The organism is Chitinophagaceae bacterium (assembly GCA_016699815.1).
In the GTDB taxonomy this organism is placed as follows: domain Bacteria; phylum Bacteroidota; class Bacteroidia; order Chitinophagales; family Chitinophagaceae; genus Ferruginibacter.
This window is the reverse complement of the sequence record CP065012.1, coordinates 2,552,053-2,578,696: the sequence shown is the minus strand read 5'-3', so window position 1 is coordinate 2,578,696 and position 26,644 is coordinate 2,552,053. Positions and strand designations below refer to the sequence as shown.

The window sequence follows — 26,644 nt, the reverse complement described above, 5'->3', positions numbered from 1 at the left end:
AAACAAATTCTTCATTATTAAAAAAAACTGCAAATGAAAAATCTGATTGGTAGGCTGTTAACGGTAATGCTGCTGACGGTTCTATGCATCCTGGATGTAAGCGCCCAGGATAAAAAATTAGTTACTGGCACCATAAAGGATGCCGATGGTAACCCTGTTGCATCTGCAACTATCAGGGAAAAGAAAACCAACAACTACGCCACCAGTGATTTAAACGGAAATTTTAAAATTTCTGTATCCCCTGGTGCTACATTGGTTTTCAGTTCTATTGGGTTTGACGACAAAGAAGTAGTAAACGACAATAGCGGAAGCATTAATGTTCAGCTTGCTATTGCTTCTAAAGAAATGACTGCTGTTGTTGTTACCGCCCTGGGTATTAAAAGAGAAAAAAAATCACTGGGTTATGCTATGCAGGAACTAAAAGGAGAGTCGTTGGTTTCAGCTAAAGAACCCAACCTTGCAAATGCACTTACGGGTAAAATTGCTGGGTTACAGGTAGTTCGTTCAAGCGATGGACCTGCAGGATCTTCAAAAATATTATTAAGAGGTAGCAACTCTTTAACTGGTAGTAACCAACCATTAATTGTTGTTGATGGAATTCCATTCGATAACTTTACGGGTGCACCAGACAATGGTTATTGGAACCGTTCATTAGATATGGGTAATGGAATTGCTGATATTAACCCCGATGATATAGAAAGCATGTCTGTTCTTAAAGGGCCTTCTGCCGCTGCATTGTATGGCTCAAGGGCAGGTAACGGTGTAATTCTTATTACCACCAAATCAGGAAAAAGGCAAAAGGGTTTGGGTATTTCATTTTCTACAACATTGGGTACTGAAAGCATTTTAACCAATCCCGATATGCAAAATAGTTTTGGCCAGGGTCTTAATGGTGTATATAATAAACAAGAAACCAGCAGCTGGGGACCAAAAGCAGCGGGGCAAACGGTTGAAAACTGGGATGGCCGTCAGGTACCACTTTCTATCTACAACAACGTAGATAATTTTATGGGTACCGGAACTAATCAAAACTATAGCTTATCTTTTCAACAGCTTTATAAATCAACAGGTATCTATACTTCATTTAATCGTTTAGAAGATAAAGGTATGTGGCCTGGCATTAAATTAACCAGAACTAACCTTACTGCAAGGGCAATTACCAAATTTGGCCCTTCAGACCGCTGGTCAACAGATACTAAAATACAATATAGTAACTCCACGGCAGGAAACAGGCCAATAGGTGGTAGGGATAATAGCAGTGCATATACAATGTATATGCTGCCTCGCTCAATGGATATTTTACAGTTTAAAAATGCTGTAGATACTACAACTGGAAAAATGATATGGTTCCCAGGTGCAGGCAGCCAGGTAAACCCATATTGGGGTAGCAAGTATAACCTTAATGCCGATTCAAGAGATCGTTTTGTTATGTTTGGCTCTGTTAAATATCAATTTACCAATTGGCTAAATGCAGAAGTAAAGGCAGGTGCAGATATGTACACTACAAATACACAATCAAAAATTTATGGAGGAAGCCCTCTTACTTCATCAGGCAGGTACAGCCTGGGAAAACAAACTTTTATAGAAAAAAATTATAGTACCCTATTAACTGCACGTAAGGATAATTTATTTGGAAGAGTAGGCGGTATGGCTACCATTGGAGGAAATATCATGTCACAAAAGTGGGAATCTATAAATGCTTCATCAGGAGAATTAGTGGTACCTAATTTATTCTCTTTAAATAATGGTGTAAATGCACCTACAGTTGGTGAAGGTTTTACCGAAAGAAAAATGAATTCACTATATGGTAGTGTTCAATTAAACTATGATAGTTATTTATTTTTGGATGCCACATTTAGGAACGACTGGTCTTCCACTTTAAGTAAAAGCAACCGTTCTTTCTTCTACCCTTCTGTAAGTTTATCATACATTTTTACAGAAATGCTGAATAATATGGGTACCAACCTTCCTAACTGGATGAGCTATGGTAAATTGAGAGCATCTTACGCAGCCGTGGGTAATGATTTAACTCCTTACCAATTATACAATACCTTTTTAATTGGCAAAGACCCCAACAATAATACTACAGCTACAAGAAGAAATACACTATTTGACCCCAATGTACAAAGTGAGTTAATTAAATCAACTGAGCTGGGTCTTGAAATGCGTTTCCTGAATAATCGTATTGGCTTTGATCTTGCCTGGTACAAATCAAATGCTACTAAGCAATTGATTGATTTACCAATGGACCCTCAAAGTGGTTATTCAACAAAGAAAATAAATGCCGGTGATGTACAAAATACAGGTATTGAATTAATGGTAGATGGTAAAGTGTTAAGCAAAGAAAAGGGCCTTAACTGGAGCCTGTCAGTAAATTACTCTGCTAATAACAATACGGTTGAAGAACTTTCTGAAGGTGTTACAAAATATGGCTTAGGTGGCTTTGATGATGTTGCTGTATTGGCTGTTGTAGGTCAAAAATATGGCGAAATTTATGGAACAAAATTCAACAGGGTTTCCGACAAGGCCAGCCCTTTTTATGGCAAAATTATTTTGGATGGTAATGGATTACCCACCCGCAACGCTGAAATTGTAAGATTAGGCAACCAACAAGCCAAAGGCTTATTAGGTTTTACGAATGCTTTTGAATATAAAGGCTTTGGTTTATCTTTCCTATTTGATGCAAGATTTGGTGGCCAAATATTCTCTGCTACTCAGGTTGCTATGCAGCGCTTTGGTACTGCAGGCATTACAGCTCCAAATGGTGAAAGAGAAAACTTTGTAGTGGATGGTGTGGTAGCATCGGGAAATACATTTGTACAGAACACTACTGAAGTTACACCACAACAATATTGGGTAAGCGTGTCCACGGCCAACAACCTGGGTATTACCGAAGCAAATCTTTATGATGCATCAAGTTTCCGTTTAAGAAACGTACAATTAAGCTATGAATTGCCTACTAGGTTTTTAGCAAAAACGCCTATACAAAAAGCTAAAATTGGTATTTCGTGCAACAACGTATGGCTAATAAAAAGCCATGTACGTGGAATTGACCCCGAATCGGTTTATGCAACCAATACCAATGCAACCGGTTTTGAAAATGCAGGGTTACCCACTACACGTGCTTTTATGTTTAACCTAAACCTAAGCTTTTAATTTTAAAAATTATTTTCAAATGAAAAAGATAATTAAAATAACAACCTTACTCACAACATTGGGTGTGTTGTTTACTTCGTGTAAAAAATTTGAAGAAATTAATAACGATCCGCTTGCAGCCAGCTTAGACCAGGTGCAGGTTGAATACTTTATCAATGGATCAATAATTGGTACACAAATGGATCCGCATATTGCCGAGAGAACCTTTGTGTTGTACTGGCAATGTGCAAGTCACCAATCTTTCCAGGGAACTTCAATAAGTGGCGGTATCTATAATGATGGCTGGAGCAGCGATTATTACGGTAACGGCTATATGAGTGGCTGGTTAAATCAAATCAATTCAGCAGTACAAGTAGCAGAATCAAAAATTGCCTCTGGTAATGTGAAGCCATATACCAACAACTTATTACAAGTTGCCCGTATTTGGAGGGCTTACTTAATGAGTGAATTATCGGATAATTTTGGCCCTATTCCTATTAATGCTTTCCAGGGTGTAAATCCACAACCAGCAAGCGTTAAGGATGTATATTATTTTTTATTGGAAGAATTGAAAGATGCAAGCAGCAAACTGGATGTATCTGTTGTAAACCCCGATGTAGTGAAAAAAGAAGACCCTGTCTATAGTTATGATTATGCTAAATGGAGAAGGTATGCCAACTCTATGCGTTTACGCCTTGCAATGCGTTTATCAGAAATAGATCCTGGAAAAGCAAAAACTGAATTTGAAGCAGCGGCAACAGGCGAACTCATTACTGATGCCGATCAAACTTTCCAGATTTCAGAAAAACCAGGTTGGGATGCATTAACGGGTGTAATGAGCCGTGAATGGAATCCCGGTCGCTTAAGCGCTACCTTAAAAAACTTATATACAGGTTTAGGTGGGATAACTTCTGCCGATCAGTTAGATGCTAAATTTGATCCGTATATTAAAGCTGCCGACTATGTTGGTATTAAATATGCTAATCATTTTTCGCCTTTAACCAATGATCCTACAGCGGCCTATTGGCTGGATGGCTTACCCAATATGATTGATCCCCGTGCTTATAAAGCCTTTATCATTCCGGGTGATTTTTCAAGAGGTGTATATAATGCTTCAAACCCATCCACTCCGGTTAATGATCCTAATTTCCCAACAGGATGGAGTGGCAACTCAAACTTTAATTCTTATCCTTCATGGGATCAATCTGCAATTACCACTGTTCATACATTAACAGATGCATCCAGTGCAGTTGTTGCAACTGTTGATGCAAAGTTTACTTACAATGCGTATACTGGGGGAGATTGGGGAGCAAAAGGATCTACAAACAATGTAAGAGCAGATGGTGGCAGCATTCCACGTATGGCAAACCAATTTAGGAACAGCACCAATAAACGCATCTTCTTTGCAGCCTGGGAAACATACTTTTTATTAGCAGAAGCGGCAGTTAGAGGATGGTCTGTTCCAATGGGCGCTCAGGCGGCATATGAAGAGGGAGTTCGCAAAAGTTTTGAATATTGGGGAGTAGAATCATTCCTGGCATCTTATTTAAGTTCTACTAATTATAACAGGTGTGGTACATCTGTAAGTTGGACTCATACTACAGAACCAGCTGCAACCCTTGTGATGAATTATGTTGATGGGTATACCAATACCCCTGGTGTGGTAAATATTTCATACCCTACAAATAATTTGTATAGCAACGGAACAGTTAAAAATGATTTATTAAGTAAAATCATTACGCAGAAATATATAGCACAAGTTCCCTGGTTACCATTGGAAGGATGGAATGATCAAAGGAGATTAGGATTGCCATTCCTGGAAAACCCGGTTATTGAAAATGCACTACCCAACCTTCCCGCTTTAACTTCCAGCACTTATATGACAAGTGACGTAAAATTTTTCCCACAAAGGTTAAAATACCCCTCAAGCCTGAGAAACAGTAACGAAGCTGGTTACAACGCAGCTGTTGCTTTATTGGGAGGGCCTGATGAAGTACTCACACCGCTTTGGTGGGCTAAACATTAAACTATTTTTCTACGAAAAACCATTTTTCTTAAGCAGTAATTAGAATAAGTTTCAGCCGGCCATTCTTGGCCGGCTTTTTTTCAAATAATAACTTAACTTTCAGTTAATATAAAAATGAAAAAATATTTAATTATCCTTTGCTCATTGTGCCATTATCATTCGGTATGGGCGCAGCAAGGTAATTATGTATTGCTTCAGCCTAACGACGGCTATAAGGAAATTATTTCAAAAGCGGCCCATGTTGTTCCTTCTCCCAGGCAGTTAAGATGGCAGCAGTTGGAGATCACCGCATTTTTTCATTTTGGCACCAATACATTTACTGGCCGTGAATGGGGAACAGGTAAAGAAGATCCTAAAATTTTTAACCCCACTGCACTGGATGCAAACCAGTGGGTTCAAATTGCAAAAGATGCAGGCATAAAACAAGTAATATTAACGGCAAAGCATCATGATGGTTTTTGCCTTTGGCCCACAAAAACCAGTAAACATTCAGTAGCCGCAAGCCCATGGAAAAAGGGCAAAGGCGATGTGGTGAAAGCAGTAAGCAGGGCCTGTAAAAAATACGGTATTGGCTTTGGCATTTATCTCTCTCCATGGGATATGAATGCAGCGATGTATGGCAGCGATGCATACAATGACTTTTTTGTACAACAACTTACCGAATTGCTCAGCAACTATGGTCGTATTGATGAAGTATGGTTTGATGGCGCCAATGGCGAAGGGCTAAACGGGAAAAAACAAGTGTACGATTTTGACCGATGGTACAAGCTGATACGGGAACTTCAACCCACGGCTACCATTGCCATTATGGGCCCCGATGTAAGATGGGTAGGTACCGAAACAGGATATGGAAGAGAAACTGAATGGAGCGTGGTGCCCACCAATAACTTAAACATTGCTTCAATTACCGAAGGCTCACAAAAAAATTTGGCCTTTAAACCACAGGGCGATATGACCGGAAGCGATTTAGGCAGCCGTGATAAAATAATTAATGCAAAAGGCCTGGTATGGTACCCGGCAGAAACCGATGTATCCATAAGGCCGGGATGGTTTTTTCATGAAGAAGAAAATAGTAAAGTAAAAACACCGGAAAAATTACTGGATATTTATTTTAATTCCGTAGGCCGCAATGGAGTTTTATTACTCAATATACCGCCCGACAAAGAAGGTTTGATAAACGACAGTGATATTGCTGCACTTAAAAAATGGAAACAACTTCGGGATAATATCTTCAAAAAAAATTTTGCAAAAAATGCAATTTTAGAAAGCAGCAATGGCATAAATGCCGGTTTAATTTTAGATAATAATGATGCCACTCATTTCACCACAACCGGCAATGATACCACAGCTATAATTGAAATACAACTGAAAACCAAGGCTACTTTTAATGTATTGCAATTGCAGGAAAACATCCGCATGGGCCAAAGAATTGAAAAATTTGCCCTTGAATATTGGGATGGAAAAGCATGGATAATGGCTGCACAGGGTACCAGCATTGGGTTTAAACGGTTATTAAAATTTAGTACAGTAAAAGCAGTTAAATTAAGGTTGAAAATATTGTCTTCAAGGCTTAACCCATGCCTTGCAGAATTTGGGTTATATTTTATGAAAGTTTGATCCTATGAAACGTTTTGATATGCCCAACCCTTTGTATAAATGTAAAAGTAATGTGTAAGCTTATGTTACAGGCAAAAAAATATTAACGCAGTTTTATTAAATATCAAAAATATGATAACAGAAACACTAATTAAACAGCAGTTCACCTCTTTTGAGAAAATCCCGGTTACTATCTTTAATAAAGCAGATGATGCATGCAAATCTGTTTCCAACGAAATTGCCAGTCTCATTCGCTCAAAACAGCAACAGAGCGCACATGCCGTACTCGGTTTGGCTACCGGTTCTACACCGTTAAAAATATACCAGGAGCTGGTGAGGATGCACAAGGAAGAAGGCCTTAGCTTTAAAAATGTAATTTCTTTTAACCTCGACGAGTATTATCCGCTGCCGCCGGAATCTTTACAAAGTTACAGGCACTTCATGCAAGAAAATTTATTTAAGCATATAGATATTGATCCGGCAAATTGCCATATTCCCAGTGGACAGGTGGGCCTGGAAAATGTAAAACAACATTGTGAACAATATGAAGAGTTGATAAAAAATGTAGGTGGAATAGATTTTCAACTATTAGGCATTGGCCGCAACGGGCATATAGGTTTTAATGAACCCGGCTCACACATTAGTTCTGTTACACGGTTAATTACCCTGGACAAAGTAACCAGGTTTGATGCAGCCGCAGAGTTTAACGGCATTGCTAATATTCCCAGGAAGGCAATTACCATGGGTGTGCATACCGTTCTTAATGCAAAACGAATTGTATTACTTGCCTGGGGCGAAAGAAAAGCAGAAATTGTAAAACTGGCTGTTGAAGGCCCAATTTCAGATTTTGTTCCTGCATCTTATTTGCAAACCCATCAAAACACCAGCTTTGTTTTAGATGAAGCCGCAGCCGCATTACTTACCCGCAAAAAAACACCCTGGCTCACAGAAGATGTTATCTGGACAAATCAAATGATCAAAAAAGCAGTGATCCATCTTGCTTTATCCTGCGAAAAACCCATTCTTAAACTTACCAATAACGACTATAACGAAAACGGCTTAAGCAGCTTGCTGGTTTTACATGGCAATGCGTATGATATAAATATAAAAATATTTAACGGCCTGCAACACACAATTACGGGATGGCCTGGCGGAAAACCCAATGCAGATGACACTTACAGGCCCGAAAGGGCAGAACCCAGCCGTAAAAGGGTAATCATCTTTAGCCCGCATCCCGATGATGATATTATATCCATGGGCGGAACTTTTCAGCGGCTTGCCGACCAGGGACACGATGTGCATGTGGCTTACCAAACCAGTGGAAATATTGCAGTAGCAGACGATGAAGCTTTTCGCTTTGTAGAATTTGTAAAAGATTTTAATACACAGTTTACTATTAAATCACCTGAAGCTGATAATATCTACAACAATTCCAATTCCTTTTTAAAACAAAAGAAAAATGCTGAGCCAGATACTAGTGAACTACGGTTTGTAAAAGGGTTAATAAGAAAAGGTGAAGCCACAAACACCTGCCGCTTTGTGGGCATCCCAGATGAAAACATACATTTCCTCAACCTGCCCTTTTATGAAACAGGCACAATTGAAAAAAAACCAATAGGTGAAGATGATATACATATCATTGCTTCATTGATACAAAAAATAAAACCTCATCAAATTTATGCAGCAGGCGACCTTGCCGATCCGCATGGCACCCATAAGGTTTGCCTTGATGGCATTTTTGCAGCCTTAAACCGCATTAAGCAGCTTGACTTTATGAAAGAATGCTGGCTTTGGTTGTATAAAGGCGCCTGGGCAGAGTGGGATATTGATGCCATAGAAATGGCCGTACCCATGAGCCCCGAACAGCTTTTGAAAAAAAGATATGGCATTTTTAAACACCAGTCTCAAAAAGACGGTGTGGTTTTTCAAGGTACTGACAGCAGGGAGTTTTGGCAAAGGGCCGAAGACAGGAATAAAGCTACAGCCGAAATATACAATCAACTTGGCCTGGCAGAATATGAAGCAATGGAAGCCTTTGTGAGATGGCATTATTAATCACTGAACTACTCTAATTTTCTTTAACAAAAAATAACTAGAAGCCGATTTATCTAATAAAATACAAAATGAAAAAACTATTTTTCCTGGCCATACTCTTTCCTTTTACCTGCTTTGCCCAGCAAGCTGTAAATATTATTCCACAACCGGTTCAAATAAATCTTCTGCAGGGCAATTTTATTATTGATAAGAATACCTCTTTAAATTTTAACAATAGCAATAAAGATTTGTTGGCAACAGCAAATTTTTTAAACCATTATATTAACAAAATATCGGGCATTCATTTAGTTACAAATAAAACATCAACCAATTCAATAGAATTAAAGCTTATTCATACAGCTCAAATTGGGCAAGAAGGTTACCTGCTTAATGTTTCTTCGAAAGCAATAATTATTTCTGCCAATACAAAAATTGGGATAGTTTATGGCATGCAGTCTTTATTTCAATTACTGCCTGCAATACGCACCAATGCAACACTTCATGTGCCATGCTTGAGCATTACCGATTACCCAAGGTTTGCCTATAGAGGAATGCATTTAGATGTAAGCCGCCATTTCTTTGGGCCCGAACTTGTAAAAGAATACATTGATTTAATTGCTGCTTATAAAATGAATACCTTTCACTGGCACTTGGTTGACGACCAGGGCTGGCGCATTGAAATAAAAAAATATCCTAGCCTTACCACAACTGGCGCATGGCGTGTTGACCAAAACGATAAAGCCTGGGGAAGCCGCCCACAGGCAAAACCCGGTGAAGCTACAACCTATGGCGGTTATTACACACAGGATCAAATAAAAGAAATTATTAAATATGCTTCAGATAGAAATATAACTATCATTCCCGAAATAGAAATGCCCGGGCATGTTGCATCTGCAATAGCATCTTATCCCTATTTAAGTTGTACGCAACAACCACAGTTGCCATTAACCGGTGGAAATTATACCGGCATGGCTTCCGGTTATTGTGCTGGTAATGATAGTGTATTTACTTTTCTTGAAAATGTTTTAACAGAAGTGATCAATCTATTTCCATCTAAATACATTCATATTGGTGGAGATGAAATGGATAAAGGGCCCTGGAAAATATGCCCTCGCTGCCAGGCAAGAATTAAAAAAGAAGTATTGAAAAATGAAGATGAATTGCAGAGTTATTTTATTAAACGCATTGAAAAATTTGTGAACAGTAAAAACAGAAAAATAATTGGTTGGGACGAAATTTTAGAAGGCGGGCTTGCACCCGAAGCCACAGTAATGAGTTGGCGTGGAGAAACAGGTGGAATAGAAGCAGCCAAAATGCAGCATGATGTGATAATGACACCAGGCAAGCCTTTGTACTTTGACCATTACCAGGCAGGCCCCGAAGGTGAACCTGTTGCATTTGGCGGTATGAACACATTAAAAAATGTGTACGATTACGAACCCATACCTACCGAACTTACTACCGAACAAGCCAAATACGTTTTGGGGGCTCAGGCCAATTTATGGTGCGAAAGTATTTCTACTGCCGATCATGTAGAATATATGATTTTACCCCGTATGCCTGCATTGGCAGAAGTACTTTGGAGCCCTAAAGAAAACAAAAACTGGAAGGATTTTAATAACCGGTTAGAAAATCATTTTAAAGTTTATGGGCAAAAAGGATTGCGGTATTGCGCCGGCAATTATACAGTTAACATCAAACCATCATCGGTAAATGGAAAGCTGCTTGTGAACTTAACGAGTGATATTGTACATGCAAATATATATTATACCCTCGATGGAACCGAGCCAATACTGAGCAGTAGTAAGTACACGGCACCTATTGAAATAAATAATTCTGTTTTATTAAAAGCTTCAACTGAACTAAATGGCCGCATAATGGGCGTTCAGGCTGCAAAACAAAATTTTGTAATGCACAAAGCCATTGCAAGGCCGGTGAACTATACGTTTCCGGTAAGTAGGTTTTACATGGCCGATGGCCCCAACTCTTTAACAGACGGCGTAAGGGGAACCGGCATTGTGGGTAAGTACTGGCACGGTATCAGCGGAAATGATTTAATAGCAACAATTGATTTAGGAAACACAATAAATATTCAATCCATATCATTAGGTTGCTTACAAAACTACAGCGATTGGATTTTTCTTCCGCAATCTGTAAAATTTGAAACTTCCATTAACGGAAATGATTTTGAAGAAATACAAATCATCCAAAATCCAATCAGCACAAACGAGAAATCTGTACAATACGATTTTAAAATTTCATTTCCGGCAAAGCAGGCAAAGTATATACGGGTAAGTGCAAAAAACAACCTTTGCCCTCCCGGCCACCCAGGTACAGGAAAGCCTGCATGGATTTTTGCAGATGAGGTTATTGTGGAGTAATTATTTTTTTTGATTTTTTAGGCTATTCATAATATTATAAGTTGCAATGAAAAAATTGTTAGTGTTTTTATTCATTATCTTTTGCACTATAAATATTTTTAGCCAGCCAAATATACCTGTTTTTGAATCGGGTAAGGATGGCCATAAAAGCTACCGCATCCCTGCAATTATTAAACTGAACAATGGCCACCTGCTTGCTTTTGCCGAAGGCCGAGTACAAGGCGCAAGCGATTTTGGAGATGTGAATATTGTACTAAAAATAAGTACTGATAATGGCCGTACATGGGGTAGCATAAAAACAATTGTTGATTATGATACCCTGCAGGCCGGAAACCCTGCGCCTGTTGTTGACCTCACAGATCCAGCTTACACAACTGGTAGGATATTTTTATTTTATAATACCGGTAATAAACAAGAAAGCGATGTGAGAAATGGAAATGGATTGAGGGAAGTATGGTATAAAACATCTACAAATGGCGGTATCAACTGGAGCGAAGCCGTGAACATTACTTTGCAAACTCATCGCCCAAAACTACCGCAAATAAACCCTGCTTATAATTTTACCGCTGACTGGAGAAGTTACGCCAACACACCTGGCCATGCAATGCAATTTGAAACCGGGAAGTATAAAGGAAGGATTTATATTGCGGCAAATCATTCTGAAGGAGGTATCCAAAATGAATCAATGGATTATATTGCCCATGGCTTTTATACCGATGACCATGGTAAAACCTTTCACATAAGTAACAATGTTAACCTCCCTGGCGGCAATGAAAACATGGCTGCAGAATTAAGCGATGGCCGTATAATGCTCAACATTAGAAATCAAAGGGGTGATGTAAGAGCAAGATATATTGCTATAAGCAGCAATGGCGGCCAAAGCTGGGACACCAGCTATTTTGATAAAAACCTACCCGATCCTGTTTGCCAGGGAAGCTTGCTTACTATTGGGAAAAAGAGAAAGCAAAATATTTTGGCTTTTAGTAACGCAGCAGATGAAAAGCGAAGGGACAACCTTACACTCCGTATCAGTTTTGATGATGGCAAAACCTGGAAGAAAAATTTTGTGATCTATAAAAATCCATCGCAGCCGGATGCAGCAGCATATTCAGATATTGTAAAACTCTCCGGAAAAAAAATTGGCGTTTTATACGAAAAAGATAATTATTCAAAGATTGTGTTTACCGTTGTAAAATGGAAGTAAGCTTATTTAAAATAATGTAAGGGGTAAAAGAACATTTACTTTTTTAACTAATTATAAAATCAAAATATTTATCCAACTTGAAAGAAATCCTCATCACAACAACCTGCTTTTTACTACTGTTAAAATTTGTTCCGGCACAAAACACAAAGCTTGCCTCTACCCCGCCCATGGGCTGGATGAGCTGGAATTTTTTTGCCGATAAAATAAATGAAAAAGATTTAAAAGAAATGGCCGGTGCCATGGTAAGCAGTGGAATGGCCAAAGCCGGATACAATTATATTTTTATTGATGATGGCTGGCAGGGCGGCAGGGACAATAAAAATAATATGCTTGCCGACCCGGTAAAATTTCCATCAGGCATTAAAGCATTGGCAAAATATATGCACGACAGAGGATTGAAACTTGGCATCTACAGCGATGCTGCACAACTCACCTGTGCAGGTTACACGGCCAGTTTAGGATTTGAAGAGCAGGATGCAAAAACTTTTGCAGGCTGGGATATTGATTATTTAAAATACGATTATTGTCATGCCCCTGCCGATTCAAATACAGCAAAGCTTCGGTATAAAGCAATGGCCGATGCATTAAGAAAAAGCGGAAGGGAAATTGTATTTGGTGTTTGTGAATGGGGCGAAAGACAACCCTGGCACTGGGCCGTAAAGGCAGGCGGGCAATTATGGCGTACCACACATGATGTGCGGGATAAATGGAAGAAGAAACCAACAGAAAGCTGGGGCCTGGGTATCCTGGATATATTGGATGTTAATGCTGAATTTTATGAATTTGCCGGGCCGGGTCGTTGGAATGACCCCGATATGTTAATTACAGGTTTGTATGGTAAAAAAGGGCCTTCGGGTGATGGGGGCGGCACCGGTTGCACGGATACCGAATATCAAACACAGTTTAGCTTATGGGCTATGATGAATGCACCGCTGTATGCCACCAACGATTTACGTAACATGAATGAGGCAACAAAAAGCATTTTATTAAATAAAGAAGTGATTGCCCTTAACCAGGATGCATTGGGCAAACAGGCCATACGTAAAATAAATAATGATACCTGGAATGTATTTATAAAACCACTGGCCAATGGAGATTTTGCCATTGCTATATTAAATAGAAGTGAATCAGCAAAGGATTTCAATCTTAGTTTTACGGAATTAGGTTTAATTGATAAATATGAGATAAGGGATTTGTGGCAACATAAAATTATAGGCAAAGGAAATAAGTGGAAAGGCACGGTACAGGTACATGAAACAAAATTATTCCGGTTAAAAAAAATATAGGGCTTATGAGATATTGTTTTGCACTCGACTTAATAGATGATGAACAGTTGATGAAGGAATATGAAATGCATCATCAAAACGTTTGGCCTGAAATTATTGGATCAATAAAAGATGCAGGTATTAATGAATTACAAATTTATCGTGTAACCAACAGGCTCTTTATGATAATGGAAACCAATACTGATTTTTCTTTTGATAAAAAGGCAAGAGCAGATTTAAACAACCCGGTTGTACAACAATGGGAAACACTTATGTGGAAATACCAACAGGCTTTGCCTGCAGCCAAACCTGGTGAAAAGTGGATGCTTCTGAACAAAATATTCGAACTTTAAAAATAAATTTTTATTAAATGGCTTTACCTGTAAATGATATTTCTAATACCAATGTTGCAAGCAATAAAAAAAACAACTATCTGTTTCCATTTATCCTGGTTACAAGTTTATTTTTCTTTTGGGGTTTTGTGCATAATCTCGATCCTATCCTTATCCCACATTTGCGAAAAGCATTTGTGTTAACTGACTTACAATCATCACTCGTTGACACTTCGGTATTCATTGCCTATTTTGTAATGGCGCTGCCGGCAGGTTATATTATGCGCAGGTACGGTTATAAAACCGGGATCATCCTGGGTTTGATACTTTTTGGAATTGGTTCAATTTTATTTGTACCGGCAGCCAATACATTACAATATGTTTTTTTCCTTGGTGCCTTATTTATCATTGCCTGTGGCCTTACATTTTTGGAAACGGCAGCCAATCCATACATTACAGTACTTGGCCCGGAGGCAACAAAAACACAACGCCTCAATTTTGCCCAATCCTTTAATGGCCTTGCCGCTTTTATAGCGCCGGCTTATATTGGTAAAATAATTTTATCGGGTAAAGAACTAACGGAGCAGCAGATTGCTGCCATGAGCACCGAACAACTACATGTTTATTTAAGCGGTGAAGCTGCTAGTGTAAAAATACCCTATTTAATTTTGGGCATTATCATTTTACTGGTTGCTATAATTTTTTATTTTACAAAGCTGCCCGATATTAAGCATGAAGAAAGTTACAAAGGACAGTCTGGATTTGCCTCTGCCCTCAAATCAAAACGTTTAAAATGGGGAATTGCTACTCAATTTTTTTATGTAGGCGCACAGGTTTGTGTAGGAAGTTTCTTTATTAAAATGTGTACCACAGCAGCCGGAATAAATGAAAAAACAGCAGCGGTATATCTCGGCACTTACGGCCTTGCCTTTATGCTGGGCAGGTTTGCCGGCACATTTTTAATGAAATACATTGCCCCGGTAAAATTACTGGCTTTGTATGCAGCTATTTGCATCGCATTAACGCTAGTGGCAATCTTTGCCTCAGGAAGCTTAATAATTTATACATTAATAGCCATTGCATTTTTTATGAGTATTATGTTTCCCACTATTTTTTCAATGAGCATAGAGGGCTTGGGACACAATACCAAAATTGGGTCTTCCTTAATCATAATGTCCATTGTGGGTGGTGCAGTATTGCCGCCAGTATTGGGTTTTATTTCAGATACAACTAAAAATATCCAGCATGGTTATGTGGTTCCATTGGCATGCTTTATAGCAGTTATTTTATTTGCATTGAAAAATAGTAAGCCTATGGCAATAACCGAAAAAATTAATTTAACTTAAACGCCAGTAAAATAAATGCTGAATAAAATATTAAAAATAAACAACAGCGATAATGTGATCACCGCACTTTCCGATTTAAAGAAAGGGGAAGAAGTGCAGTGGAATGGAAATTTATTTTTAATAAAAGACAACATTGCCGCCAAGCATAAGTTTTTTGAAAAAGACATGCAAGCTGCTGAAGAAATAATTATGTATGGAGTTTTAGTTGGGAAAACTCAAGTTGCTGTAAATGCAGGCAGCTTGATGACAACCGAAAATGTGAAACACGCCGCACAACCTTATGCGTACCGAAAAATTAATTATCAATGGTATGTACCCGATGTTTCAAAATTTCAGCATAAAACATTTAATGGATATAAAAGAAGCGATGGCAAAGTGGGCACTGCTAATTACTGGCTTTTTATTCCCACAGTTTTTTGCGAAAACCGCAACCTGGATGTGATAAAGGAAGCTATGCACAATGCATTGGGATATGCAGTAACCGACAAGTATAAATTTTTCACCAATGATTTAGTCGATGCCTTTAAAGCTGGTGATAATTTAGATGCAGTAAAATTAAACCCTGCAAATGCAGCAAATATTGGGAAAAAAAGATTATTTAAAAATATTGATGGCATAAAATTTCTAAACCATGCAGGAGGTTGCGGCGGCACCAGGCAAGATTCAGCAACCTTAAGTAAGTTATTGGCTGCGTATGCCAATCATCCCAATGTGGGTGGAATAACCATGCTGAGCTTAGGCTGCCAGCATTTGCAGGCACAGCAATTAACAGAAGATATTAAAAAACATACACCCGGTTTTGATAAACCTTTATTGATTTTTGAACAACAAAAATCGCAAAGTGAAGAACAATTGATTGCTGATGCCATTAAAGAAACATTTAAAGGATTGATTGAATTAAACAAAATAGAAAGGCAGGCTGTTTCTTTAGATAAACTATGTATTGGCGTAAAATGCGGTGGCAGCGATGGTTTCAGCGGTATATCTGCAAACCCTGCTGTGGGTTATACAGCAGATTTAGTTTCCGCTTTGGGTGGTAAAATATTACTGGCCGAGTTTCCGGAGTTATGCGGCGTGGAGCAAAATATTATAGATCGTTGCACTACCGAAGAAACAGCCAATAAATTTATCAGGCTCATGCAGGAATACGATGCACAAGCACATGCTGTAGGTTCTGGTTTTTATATGAACCCCTCTCCAGGAAATATAAAAGATGGTTTGATTACTGATGCAATTAAATCAGCCGGCGCTTCAAAAAAAGGCGGTACCTCTCCTGTTGCAGATGTTTTGGATTATACTGAGCCTGCAACAAAACCGGGTTTAAATATGGTTTGTACTCCAGGCAACGATGTGGAAGCCACCACAGGCAAAGCAGCAGCAGGTGCCACTTTAATTTTATTTACAACAGGATTGGGTACACCCACCGGCAACCCCGTGTGCCCAACCATAAAACTGGCAACCAACAGTAAATTAGCCCGGCACATGAATGACATTATAGATATTGATTGCGGAACTATAATTGAGGGTGAAAAATCAATTGAACAAATGGGTGAAGAAATTTTGGACTATTGCATAAAGGCAGCAAGCGGCGAAATAATCCCCAAAGCCGTACAATTGAACCAGGATGATTTTATACCCTGGAAAAAAGGGGTAAGTTTATAAAAATAAAACTGATGATAAAAAAGATTGGCATATTTGTTTTGTTCTTTTTTGCAACGATACATGCAAATGCACAATTACAAAAACAAACCATTAACAATGGATGGAAATTTTATTATGCAAAAGCCTCAAAATGGTATGCTGCAACGGTGCCTGGCACTATCCATACCGATTTACTAAGCAACAAATTAATAGCTGACCCCTATTTTGGTGATAATGAAAAAAAACTGCAATGGATTGATAAAGAAAACTGGGATTACAAAACTTCCTTTACAGTATCTCATAAAATTCTTCAACAAAAAAATATTGAGTTGGTCTTTGACGGGCTGGATACTTATGCCGATATTTTTTTAAACGGAAAATTGTTGTTCTCTGCAGATAATATGTTTCGCCAATGGCGGGCCAATATTAAGCCTGTTTTAAAATCAAGGAACGAAATACTCATACGGTTTTATTCAGCCAAAAACAAAGTTGATTCTATTGCTAAATCTAAATTACCTTTTGTAGTGCCCGATAACCCACGGGTATATGTCCGTAAAGCGCAATATCATTTTGGCTGGGATTGGGGCCCAACTTATATAACCTGCGGTATTTGGAAAAATATTTTTATTGAAGCTTATCCTGAACCGCAAAAAGAAATACCCTTTATTAATAAACGTAAAATAGAATTGGTGCAGGAGCCCGACAGCATTGGCAAAACTTTTTATTTTAAAATAGATGGCAAACCCGTTTACTTAAAAGGCGCCAATTTCATTCCCTCCGAAATGTTTTTGCCACGTTTAAAAAAAGAAGATTACCGAAAAATAATATTAGCTGCCAAAGATGCCAATATGAATATGCTCCGTATTTGGGGCGGCGGCATTTATGAAGATGATGCATTTTATGACTTATGTGATGAATATGGCATTATGGTTTGGCAGGATTTTATGTTTGCAGGTGGCATGGTTCCCGGCGATAAACATTTTTTTAATAATGTAAAAGAAGAAATAAAATATCAAATAAAAAGATTACGGCATCATCCCTGCATTGTGTTGTGGTGCGGAAATAACGAAGTAGATGAAGCATGGAACAACTGGGGCTGGCAAAACCAATTTAAAATTCACGGCAAAGATTCAGTAAAAATATGGAACGATTATAAACGGTTGTTCCAGGACAGCATTGCAGCATGGGTGCAGCTATACGATGGCACAAGGCCTTACACTTCTACATCGCCTTTGAATGGCTGGGGCAGGGCAAACAGTATTACCGAAGGTGACAGCCATTATTGGGGCGTATGGTGGGGCTTGCAGGATATTGAAGTGTTTGAAAATAAAACAGGCCGTTTTGTAAGTGAATATGGGATGCAGGCCATGCCCAATTACAATACTACACTATCTGTTACCTACCCTGCAGACCGATATTTATTTTCGGATGTTTTAAAAGCACACCAAAAACATCCCACCGGTTTCCAAAATATACAATCGTATTTGCACCGGTATTTTTTAGATTCCTCATTGGTTAAAAAGCTAACGTTGGAAAATTATACCTACCTCACCCAATGTTTTCAATACTATTGTTTAAAAAATATTATTGCTATTCATCGAAGCAAATACCCTGTAAATATGGGCACTTTACTTTGGCAGTTAAATGATTGCTGGCCGGTGTGCAGCTGGTCAATTACCGATTACAGCAGGCAGCCAAAAGCCGCATGGTATGCAGTAAAAAATGCTTACAGGGACGATGAACATCCGCAAAGAGATAGCATAAAACCCATAAATTTAAAACTTCAAAAGCCGGTATTTACCCTTAAACATATTGGTGAAAACAATTTTACGATTGAATCAAATGTAGATGCAAAATATGTTTACCTGTATAAAGAAAAAATATTTTTTAATATCAGTGATAATTATTTTGATTTAAAAGCCGGCGTAGAAAAAATATTGAGTGTAAAAAACAAGTATTTTAACCCGAAGGAAATCCATTCACTAAAAATTAAATCACTCTATGACATTAAATGATTTTCGCTCTCAAAAAATAAAATATGTTTTCATTAAAAAATAAAAAAGCAATTATTACCGGCGCCGGAAGCGGTATTGGCAAAGCCATTGCAGTATTGTTTGCAAAACAAGGCGCAGAAGTGCATATCCTGGAAATCAATGCAGCAGCAGCCTCAGAAGTAATTATCGAAATAAACGTTGTGGGTGGAAAAGCCTTTGCACATAGCTGTAATGTGGCAGACCAACAACAGGTGATAGAAATATTCAACAGCATTGGCAATATGCATATATTGATAAATAATGCCGGCATTGCCCATGTTGGTAAAGCAGATACAACCAGTGAAGCAGATTTTGATAAAGTTGTAAATATAAATATCAAAGCTGTTTACAATTGCATTCATGCTGCAGTTCCTTTACTGAGAAAATCAAATGGTGGCGTTATTTTAAATATGGCTTCTATTGCTGCGCTGGTAGGCTTACCCGATCGTTTTGTATATTCCGCAGCAAAAGGGGCTGTATTTGCCATGACTTTAAGCGTTGCCAAAGATTATATTACCGAAAACATCCGTTGCAATTCTATTTCACCGGCAAGGGTACATACGCCTTTTGTAGATGGGTTTATTGCAAAAAATTACCCTGGAAAAGAAAAAGAAATGTTTGAAAAACTTTCCAAAACACAACCCATTGGCCGCATGGCAACGCCGGAAGAAGTAGCGGCACTTGCATTGTTTTTATGCAGCGATGAAGCTTCATTTATTACCGGCTGCGACTATCCTATTGATGGCGGATTTGTAAAGCTTAATAATTAATACAAATGAATTTTAACAAAAAAATAAAAAATTTCCTCATGCCTTTTTTTGTGCTAATGAGTATAAACACATTTGCACAAAACTATCACTCCAATTGGGAATCGTTAGACAAGCGGCCCACACCGCAATGGTATGGCCAGGCTAAGTTTGGCATTTTTCTTCATTGGGGGATTTATTCGGTTCCTGCCTGGGCAACCAATTCTAATGCCGATGGTTTTGGCAGTAATTATGCAGAATGGTACTGGCAGCGTTTGTTTGCACCCAATTTAAAAATACACAAAGAGTTTGTGGCATTTCATGACAGTGTGTATGGTAAAAATTTTCATTACCCGGATTTTGCACAAAAATTCACTTGCGAATTATTCAACCCCAATCAATGGGCACAATTGTTTAAAGATGCCGGTGCAAAATATGTGGTACTTACCAGCAAGCATCATGATGGTTTTTGTTTATGGCCTTCTGCACAATCGTGGAACTGGAATTCCGTAGATGTAGTACCGCATAAAGACCTGGCAGGTATGCTAACCAAAGCAGTTAAGAATGCAGGTTTGCACATGGGCTTTTATTATTCATTGTACGAATGGTTTAACCCGGTTTATAAAAAGGATGTAAATAAATATGTAGAGGAAAGAATGTTGCCGCAAATGAAAGATTTAGTGAGTCGCTATAAACCAGATGTGTTATGGACGGATGGCGAATGGGAGCAAACATCAAAAACATGGCGCAGCGAAGAATTTTTAGCATGGTTATACAATGAATCACCCTCAAAAGAAACCATTGCCGTAAACGACCGATGGGGAAATGATACCAAAGGAAAACATGGCGGCTTTCAAACGTCGGAATACGGTCTCGGAACTATTTCTGGCAACAAAGCCTGGGAAGAAACCCGTGGCATTGGTCAATCGTTTGGCTACAATAGAAATGAAAACCTAAACGAATATGCAAGCAGTGAAGAATTAGTGTATGAATTAATTAGCACCGTTGCAAGAGGAGGAAATTTATTACTGAATGTAGGCCCGGCTGCCGATGGAACTATTCCCGTAATTATGCAGCAGCGTTTGATAGATATTGGCAACTGGCTAAAAGTAAATGGCGAAGCTATTTATGAAACTACCGCCTGGAAAAATGCACCTGCTGTTACAAAAGAAACAAGCTTGTACTTTACAAAAAAAGGAGAAAATATTTTTGCAATTTCTACTAAATGGAAAAAGGAACTGGTTGTAAAAAATATCGGCAAGCCCAAAGCATTAACCATGCTGGGTTACAAAGGACAAATTAATTACAGGTATAAAAATAGCACCCTCTTTATAACTGTTCCTCAGCTAACTCCAGATATAATACCCTGCCAATATGCATGGACGTTTAAAATTGAACAATAAAAGAATTACAATATGAAACTCATACGTTTTGGAGAATTTGAAAAAGAAAAACCGGGAGTAATAATGAATGATAAATGGCTGGATGTTTCGGAATTTATTACTGATTATGATGAACGCTTTTTTGAAGAAGAAGGATTATTGCAATTAAAAAAAATACTTTCAGAAAAACAAAAGAATTTAAAACCAATCAATAAAAACACAAGGCTGGGCCCGCCAGTAGCAAGGCCATCAAAAATTATTTGCATCGGTTTAAATTATATTGACCATGCAAAAGAAACCGGTGCTGCTATACCATTAGAACCCATCATCTTTTTTAAATCAACTACTTCATTATGCGGCCCTTTTGATGATGTTGTAATTCCAAAAAATAGCAAAAAAACAGATTGGGAAGTGGAACTTGCTTTAGTAATAAGCAAAAAAGCATCATATATAGAAGAAAAAAATGCGATGGATTATGTGGCCGGCTATTGCCTGCACAACGATTATAGTGAAAGGGAATTTCAATTAGAACGAGGAGGGCAATGGGTAAAAGGAAAAAGTTGCGACAGCTTTGCGCCGCTTGGCCCTTTTTTAGCAACAACAGATGAGATTGAAGATGCAAATAATTTAAAAATGTGGCTATCGGTAAATGGTAAAACATTTCAAAACAGCAATACCTCTAATCTTATTTTTAGAATCCCCTTTCTTATACATTATATCAGCCAGTTTATGACTTTATTGCCGGGAGATGTAATCAGTACGGGAACCCCACCCGGCGTGGGTTTAGGGATAAAGCCTATACCAGTATATTTAAGGGCTGGCGATAAAGTTGAATTGGGTATTGAAGGATTAGGAACACAAAGACAAAATGCAAAGAATTATGCTGATAGATAGCCATGTTCATTTTTGGAACTTCGATAAACAAAATGATGCCTGGATAACCAACAATATGAAAATTTTACAGCAAGATTTTCTTCCTGTAAATATTTTACCCACTTTGCAAGAGGCAGGAGTAAATGGGCTTGTAGCAGTGCAGGCAGGCCAGAGTGAAACAGAAACCAACTTCTTACTTTCTCTTGCTCAAACAAATTCATTTATTAATGGCGTTGTAGGCTGGGTTGATTTACAAAATGAAACTGTTGAAGACAGGCTGAATTATTATGCACAGTTTACGGCTATAAAAGGTTGGCGGCATATAATACAAGCAGAAGCAGAAGGATTTTTATCAGGCAAAAATTTTATTAAAGGCATTGCACAATTGCAACTATTTAACTATACCTATGATATTTTGGTCTATCAGCATCAGTTAAAAGAAGTTTTAGAACTGGTTCAAAAATTTCCCAATCAAAAATTTGTAATAGACCATTGCGCCAAGCCTGATATTAAAAACAAATCCATAGAACCCTGGAAAACTTTGATAAAAGAAATTGCATCAAATCCCAATGTTTATTGCAAACTATCTGGTTTACTCACCGAATCCAACTGGCAACAATGGGAACCAAAAGATTTTTATCCTTACCTTGATGTTGTGTTTGAAGCATTTGGTGCAAAGAGGATATTATTTGGCAGCGATTGGCCAGTAATGTTGCTTAGCGGCAAATATGTACAATGGAAAAACCTTGTAGAAATATATCTAAAACCATTTTCCGCAGAAGAACAAAATAATATTATGGGTACTAATGCTATTAACTTTTATAATTTATAAAAATGGATTTACAGCTAAAAAATAAAATCATTATAGTATCAGGCGGGGCAAAAGGAATTGGCGAAGGCATTGTAAAAATATTGGCTGCCGAAGGGGCTTTGCCGGTAATTATTGGGAGAAGCGAAGAAGATAATTTAAAAACAGTTGCAATGATTGAAGCAGCTGGTGGCAAGGCTTTTCAGGTTATTGCCGAACTTACAGACCCACTGCAATGCGAACAATCTATAAAAATTATTAGTGATAAATTTGGAAAAATTGATGGCCTGGTAAATAATGCCGGGGTTAATGATGGCGTAGGACTTGAACATGGTGATTACAATTCTTTTGTTGCATCATTACATAAAAATCTAATTCATTATTATTTGTTGGCACATTTTGCAATACCCTTTTTAAAACAAAGCAAAGGCGCCATTGTAAACATAGGCTCTAAAACTGCAGAAACAGGGCAGGGAAATACATCTGCCTATGCTGCTGCAAACGGTGGCCGCAATGCACTCACAAGAGAATGGGCAGTGGAGTTATTGCAATATGGCATTAGAGTTAATGCAGTTATAGTAGCCGAATGTTTTACACCACTTTATGAAAGCTGGATAAAAACATTTAGCAACTCACAGGAGAAATTGCAACAGATAAGTAGTAAAATACCATTAGAAAAAAGAATGACTACAGCAAAAGAAATTGCCAGCATGGTTGCGTTTCTTCTTTCCGAAAAATCGAGCCATACCACCGGGCAACTCATTCATGTGGATGGTGGATATGTGCATTTAGACAGGGCTATAATTTAATAATATATTAGAGAACTCATAAATGAAAAGGAAATTTCTTTCAATACTTTCAACTATTTTTTTTCTTATAATATTTTGTTTTACAGCAAATGCACAAAATAAAAAAGGTTGGAAACTTATTTGGCAGGATGAATTTAATTATACCGGCCTGCCAGATGCTACAAAATGGGGTTACGAAGTAGGCCATATCCGTAACAACGAGCAACAATATTATACCCGGGCAAAAAAGGAAAATGTTTGGGTAAGTAATGGCGTACTCATCATTACAGGCCGTAAAGAAAATTATAAAAACGAAAATTACAAAAATGAAAGTACCGATTGGCGGTATAAAGATTCCATTGCACAGTATACTTCTGCCAGCATAAATACATTAGGAAAAGCAGCGTGGAAATATGGAAGAATAGAAGTAAAAGCAAAGCTTCCAACAGGTGGCGGCATTTGGCCGGCCATTTGGATGCTGGGTGCAAACCGTTCGATAGTTGGCTGGCCAATTTGCGGGGAAATAGATATAATGGAATTTATTGGCAACCACCCTGCCGATATTTATAGCACTATTCATTTTCCGGATAGTATAAAAACAAGCCGTTCATCTGGTAGTAAAATAAACGATAGTACCGTAAGTAATCGTTTTCATATTTACACATTGGAATGGGATAAACAGAAAATGGATATTTGGTTTGATAAAATAAAAATCCACAGTTTTGTTATAGACAGTGCAGGCAGTTATGCAGCAAACACATTCCGAAAACCATTTTATTTGCTCATAAACCTGGCAATGGGCGCTAACTGGCCCGGGCCTATAGATGATAATGTGTTACCACAGCAATATTTAATAGATTATGTAAGGGTGTATCAAAAGAAATAATTAAATAAGCTATATAATTTACAATCATGAAAAAAATAATATTCATTTCTGCCTGGCTGCTTTTTACATGCTTCAGCTCCATTGCACAAAGAGATACCATTGCGGTAAATATTGGCTGGCAGTTTTCAATTGATAAATCTTCACTTGGTTTAAAAGAAAATTGGTTTCAAAAATCATTGCCCGGCAACAGAACAGTTAGCCTTCCACATACCTGGAATATAGAAGAAGAAAACCAGAACCATTATGGCTGGGGCTGGTATCAAAAAAAACTTACGGTACCCAAAAGCTGGAAGAATAAAATTGTTGTATTGCAGTTTGGCGCCATCAACCATACATCTTTTATTTATGTAAATGGAATAAAAGTGGATGAAAATATTGGTGATGGGTTTAATAATTTTTTTGTTAATATCACTGGAAAACTAAATTATGGCAAAGAAAACATTATTACCGTTGCCGTAAATAATGATTACGGTAAAAACAAAGTGCCTTTTGGCAGCTCGTTCGACTGGCCCAATGATGGCGGTATTATCCGCAAAGTAGCCTTGATAGTGAGCGACAAACCTGCGGCCAATTATATTCATGCCGAACCAATATTAAATATTGCCAACAATGAGGGTAAGCTAAAAATAAAATTAGGTTACGATCATGCAGTTAGCAATTTAAAATTCAATATTAGTATTACAGAAGAAAACCAAACCTCGAGGAATATTATTTATACTTCGGTTGTAAACCCGGGATGGCAAAATAAAGAAGCCGTAGTTAATATTGTTTTGCCCAGGGTAAACCCCTGGCATTTTGATTTTCCTAACTTGTATAGAATAGATGTAACCGTATTTAATGGTAAAAAAGCGGTTGATAAAATCTCATCCTGTGTAGGGTTCAGAGAAATTAAAATGCTGAATGGGCAAGTTTTCCTGAATGGAGAAAGAATAAAATTAATGGGTGTGGAGTGGACGGCTGGCAGCAATCCCAATTTTGGTTTTGCGGAAACAGACTCAATGATACTTGCAATGGGAAAGCTAATGAAAAATGTGAATTGCATTTTTTCCCGCCAGCATTTTCAACAGGATGATTTGTTTTATGAATTTTGCGACCGCAACGGAATTATTGTTCAACAGGAAGTGCCGCTTTGGGGACCTGAAACTCCAGCCAATGATACCATACGCTCCATTGCCATGAAACAGTTAGAAAGAATGGTAAGCAATATGTACAATCATCCATCAATTTTTTCCTGGGGTGTGGGCAATGAGTTGCGTGGCCGGGATGCAGATATGAAACAGATGATTGCAGACTTATTGAAGAGGTCAAGAGAATTGGATCCTACTCGTATGACAGCTTATGTAAGCAATACTCTTACCACTAGCTTTTATAACAATCCGAAGTTTACAGCAGATGCTGCAAATGATGGTGATTATTTAATGATGAATGAGTACGGTGCTAGTTGGTGGGATATTCCACAAGGAAAAATTCATTCCTATCTTGATAGTGTGCATTTTAGTTATCCTAATAAAGCTTTTTTTATTTCGGAGTTTGGTTTGTGTGAGCCCAACTTTAAAGGCGGCGACCAACGCAGGCTGGAAGATTTAGTTTATCACATGGCTATTTACGAAAGCAAGCCATATGTAGAAGGTGCCATTTATTTTGACCTTACTGATTACCGAACTCATTATCCCGGCACATCTGAAAAAAATAAATTCCGCAGAAGGGTACATGGTATTTACGATATGTATGGCAATCCCAAGCCATCCATGAAAGTGTTGAGGGAGCTTTCCTCGCCGGTGGAAGTACAACAGGCAAGGCAATGGAAAAAAGGAAAACTTAATTTATTAATATTCGGAAGCATTGGTTTGCCCCAGCATACAGTAAAAGGATATAAGCTGTATGTATCTGCAACTACAGAAAATTACACTTCAACAAAAGCATACGCTTTGCCGGATATTATACCGGGTGAAGGAATAAATTTTGAAGTAGATGATTTATATAATGGGGTGGGCATTGTTACTATTGTACGGCCAAATAGGTATATAGTAACTCAAAAAGATTTTAGCTGGGAGGAGAAAGATCAATAGTAAGTATAAATATAATTTGTGACAAATGCAATTTAGAAATTGAATATATTATATAATATCTTACTTTTCAATAAAAGAAAAATAATTACTAATTATTTC

Annotated in this window: 18 protein-coding genes; all 18 read left to right on the top strand. The window is 38.0% G+C overall.

Annotation, left to right across the window (positions count from 1 at the left end; all coding sequences use genetic code 11):
- Positions 1-33 precede the first annotated feature (33 nt).
- Complete coding sequence (locus IPO46_11415; GenBank protein ID QQS62682.1) at positions 34-3,156, top strand: SusC/RagA family TonB-linked outer membrane protein; 3,123 nt, start codon at positions 34-36, stop codon at positions 3,154-3,156.
- 19 nt (positions 3,157-3,175) lie between these two features.
- Complete coding sequence (locus IPO46_11410) at positions 3,176-5,161, top strand: SusD/RagB family nutrient-binding outer membrane lipoprotein (protein QQS62681.1); 1,986 nt, start codon at positions 3,176-3,178, stop codon at positions 5,159-5,161.
- Between the two features lie 114 nt (positions 5,162-5,275).
- Positions 5,276-6,778, top strand: a complete 1,503-nt coding sequence (locus IPO46_11405) for an alpha-L-fucosidase (GenBank protein ID QQS62680.1) — start codon at positions 5,276-5,278, stop codon at positions 6,776-6,778.
- 111 nt (positions 6,779-6,889) lie between these two features.
- A complete protein-coding gene (gene nagB, locus IPO46_11400) occupies positions 6,890-8,812 on the top strand; it encodes a glucosamine-6-phosphate deaminase (protein QQS62679.1) in 1,923 nt (640 codons plus the stop codon).
- Positions 8,813-8,880: 68 nt separating this feature from the next.
- Positions 8,881-11,172 (top strand): family 20 glycosylhydrolase, encoded by a 2,292-nt coding sequence (locus IPO46_11395; GenBank protein QQS62678.1) that lies wholly within the window; start codon positions 8,881-8,883, stop codon positions 11,170-11,172.
- A 46-nt stretch (positions 11,173-11,218) separates the two neighbouring features.
- Positions 11,219-12,376 carry an exo-alpha-sialidase gene (locus tag IPO46_11390; GenBank protein ID QQS62677.1) on the top strand — a complete coding sequence of 386 codons (1,158 nt, stop codon included), beginning with the start codon at positions 11,219-11,221 and terminating at the stop codon, positions 12,374-12,376.
- 167 nt (positions 12,377-12,543) lie between these two features.
- Positions 12,544-13,662: a glycoside hydrolase family 27 protein gene (locus IPO46_11385; GenBank protein ID QQS64399.1), complete on the top strand. Its 1,119-nt coding sequence runs from the start codon at positions 12,544-12,546 to the stop codon at positions 13,660-13,662.
- Between the two features lie 5 nt (positions 13,663-13,667).
- Entirely contained in the window at positions 13,668-13,994 is a 327-nt protein-coding gene (locus IPO46_11380; GenBank protein ID QQS62676.1) for an L-rhamnose mutarotase, read from the top strand.
- A 17-nt stretch (positions 13,995-14,011) separates the two neighbouring features.
- Complete coding sequence (fucP, locus tag IPO46_11375) at positions 14,012-15,319, top strand: L-fucose:H+ symporter permease (GenBank protein ID QQS62675.1); 1,308 nt, start codon at positions 14,012-14,014, stop codon at positions 15,317-15,319.
- A 15-nt stretch (positions 15,320-15,334) separates the two neighbouring features.
- The gene (locus tag IPO46_11370) at positions 15,335-16,981 is read left to right on the top strand and encodes an altronate dehydratase (GenBank protein QQS62674.1); all 1,647 of its coding nucleotides are present in this window, start codon (positions 15,335-15,337) and stop codon (positions 16,979-16,981) included.
- A gap of 11 nt (positions 16,982-16,992) precedes the next feature.
- Positions 16,993-18,975, top strand: a complete 1,983-nt coding sequence (locus IPO46_11365) for a glycoside hydrolase family 2 protein (protein QQS62673.1) — start codon at positions 16,993-16,995, stop codon at positions 18,973-18,975.
- A gap of 23 nt (positions 18,976-18,998) precedes the next feature.
- Positions 18,999-19,763 (top strand): SDR family oxidoreductase, encoded by a 765-nt coding sequence (locus IPO46_11360; protein QQS62672.1) that lies wholly within the window; start codon positions 18,999-19,001, stop codon positions 19,761-19,763.
- Positions 19,764-19,768: 5 nt separating this feature from the next.
- Positions 19,769-21,142: an alpha-L-fucosidase gene (locus IPO46_11355; GenBank protein QQS62671.1), complete on the top strand. Its 1,374-nt coding sequence runs from the start codon at positions 19,769-19,771 to the stop codon at positions 21,140-21,142.
- A 12-nt stretch (positions 21,143-21,154) separates the two neighbouring features.
- Positions 21,155-22,015 carry a fumarylacetoacetate hydrolase family protein gene (locus tag IPO46_11350; protein ID QQS62670.1) on the top strand — a complete coding sequence of 287 codons (861 nt, stop codon included), beginning with the start codon at positions 21,155-21,157 and terminating at the stop codon, positions 22,013-22,015.
- A complete protein-coding gene (locus tag IPO46_11345) occupies positions 22,002-22,826 on the top strand; it encodes an amidohydrolase family protein (GenBank protein ID QQS64398.1) in 825 nt (274 codons plus the stop codon). Before IPO46_11350 ends, IPO46_11345 begins: the two co-directional genes overlap by 14 nt.
- Positions 22,827-22,828: 2 nt before the next feature.
- Positions 22,829-23,611, top strand: coding sequence for an SDR family oxidoreductase (locus IPO46_11340; protein QQS62669.1), 783 nt, complete (start codon positions 22,829-22,831; stop codon positions 23,609-23,611).
- Positions 23,612-23,633: 22 nt separating this feature from the next.
- Positions 23,634-24,476: a glycoside hydrolase family 16 protein gene (locus IPO46_11335; protein QQS62668.1), complete on the top strand. Its 843-nt coding sequence runs from the start codon at positions 23,634-23,636 to the stop codon at positions 24,474-24,476.
- A gap of 26 nt (positions 24,477-24,502) precedes the next feature.
- Positions 24,503-26,545 carry a beta-galactosidase gene (locus IPO46_11330; GenBank protein QQS62667.1) on the top strand — a complete coding sequence of 681 codons (2,043 nt, stop codon included), beginning with the start codon at positions 24,503-24,505 and terminating at the stop codon, positions 26,543-26,545.
- The last annotated feature ends 99 nt before the right edge of the window (positions 26,546-26,644 follow it).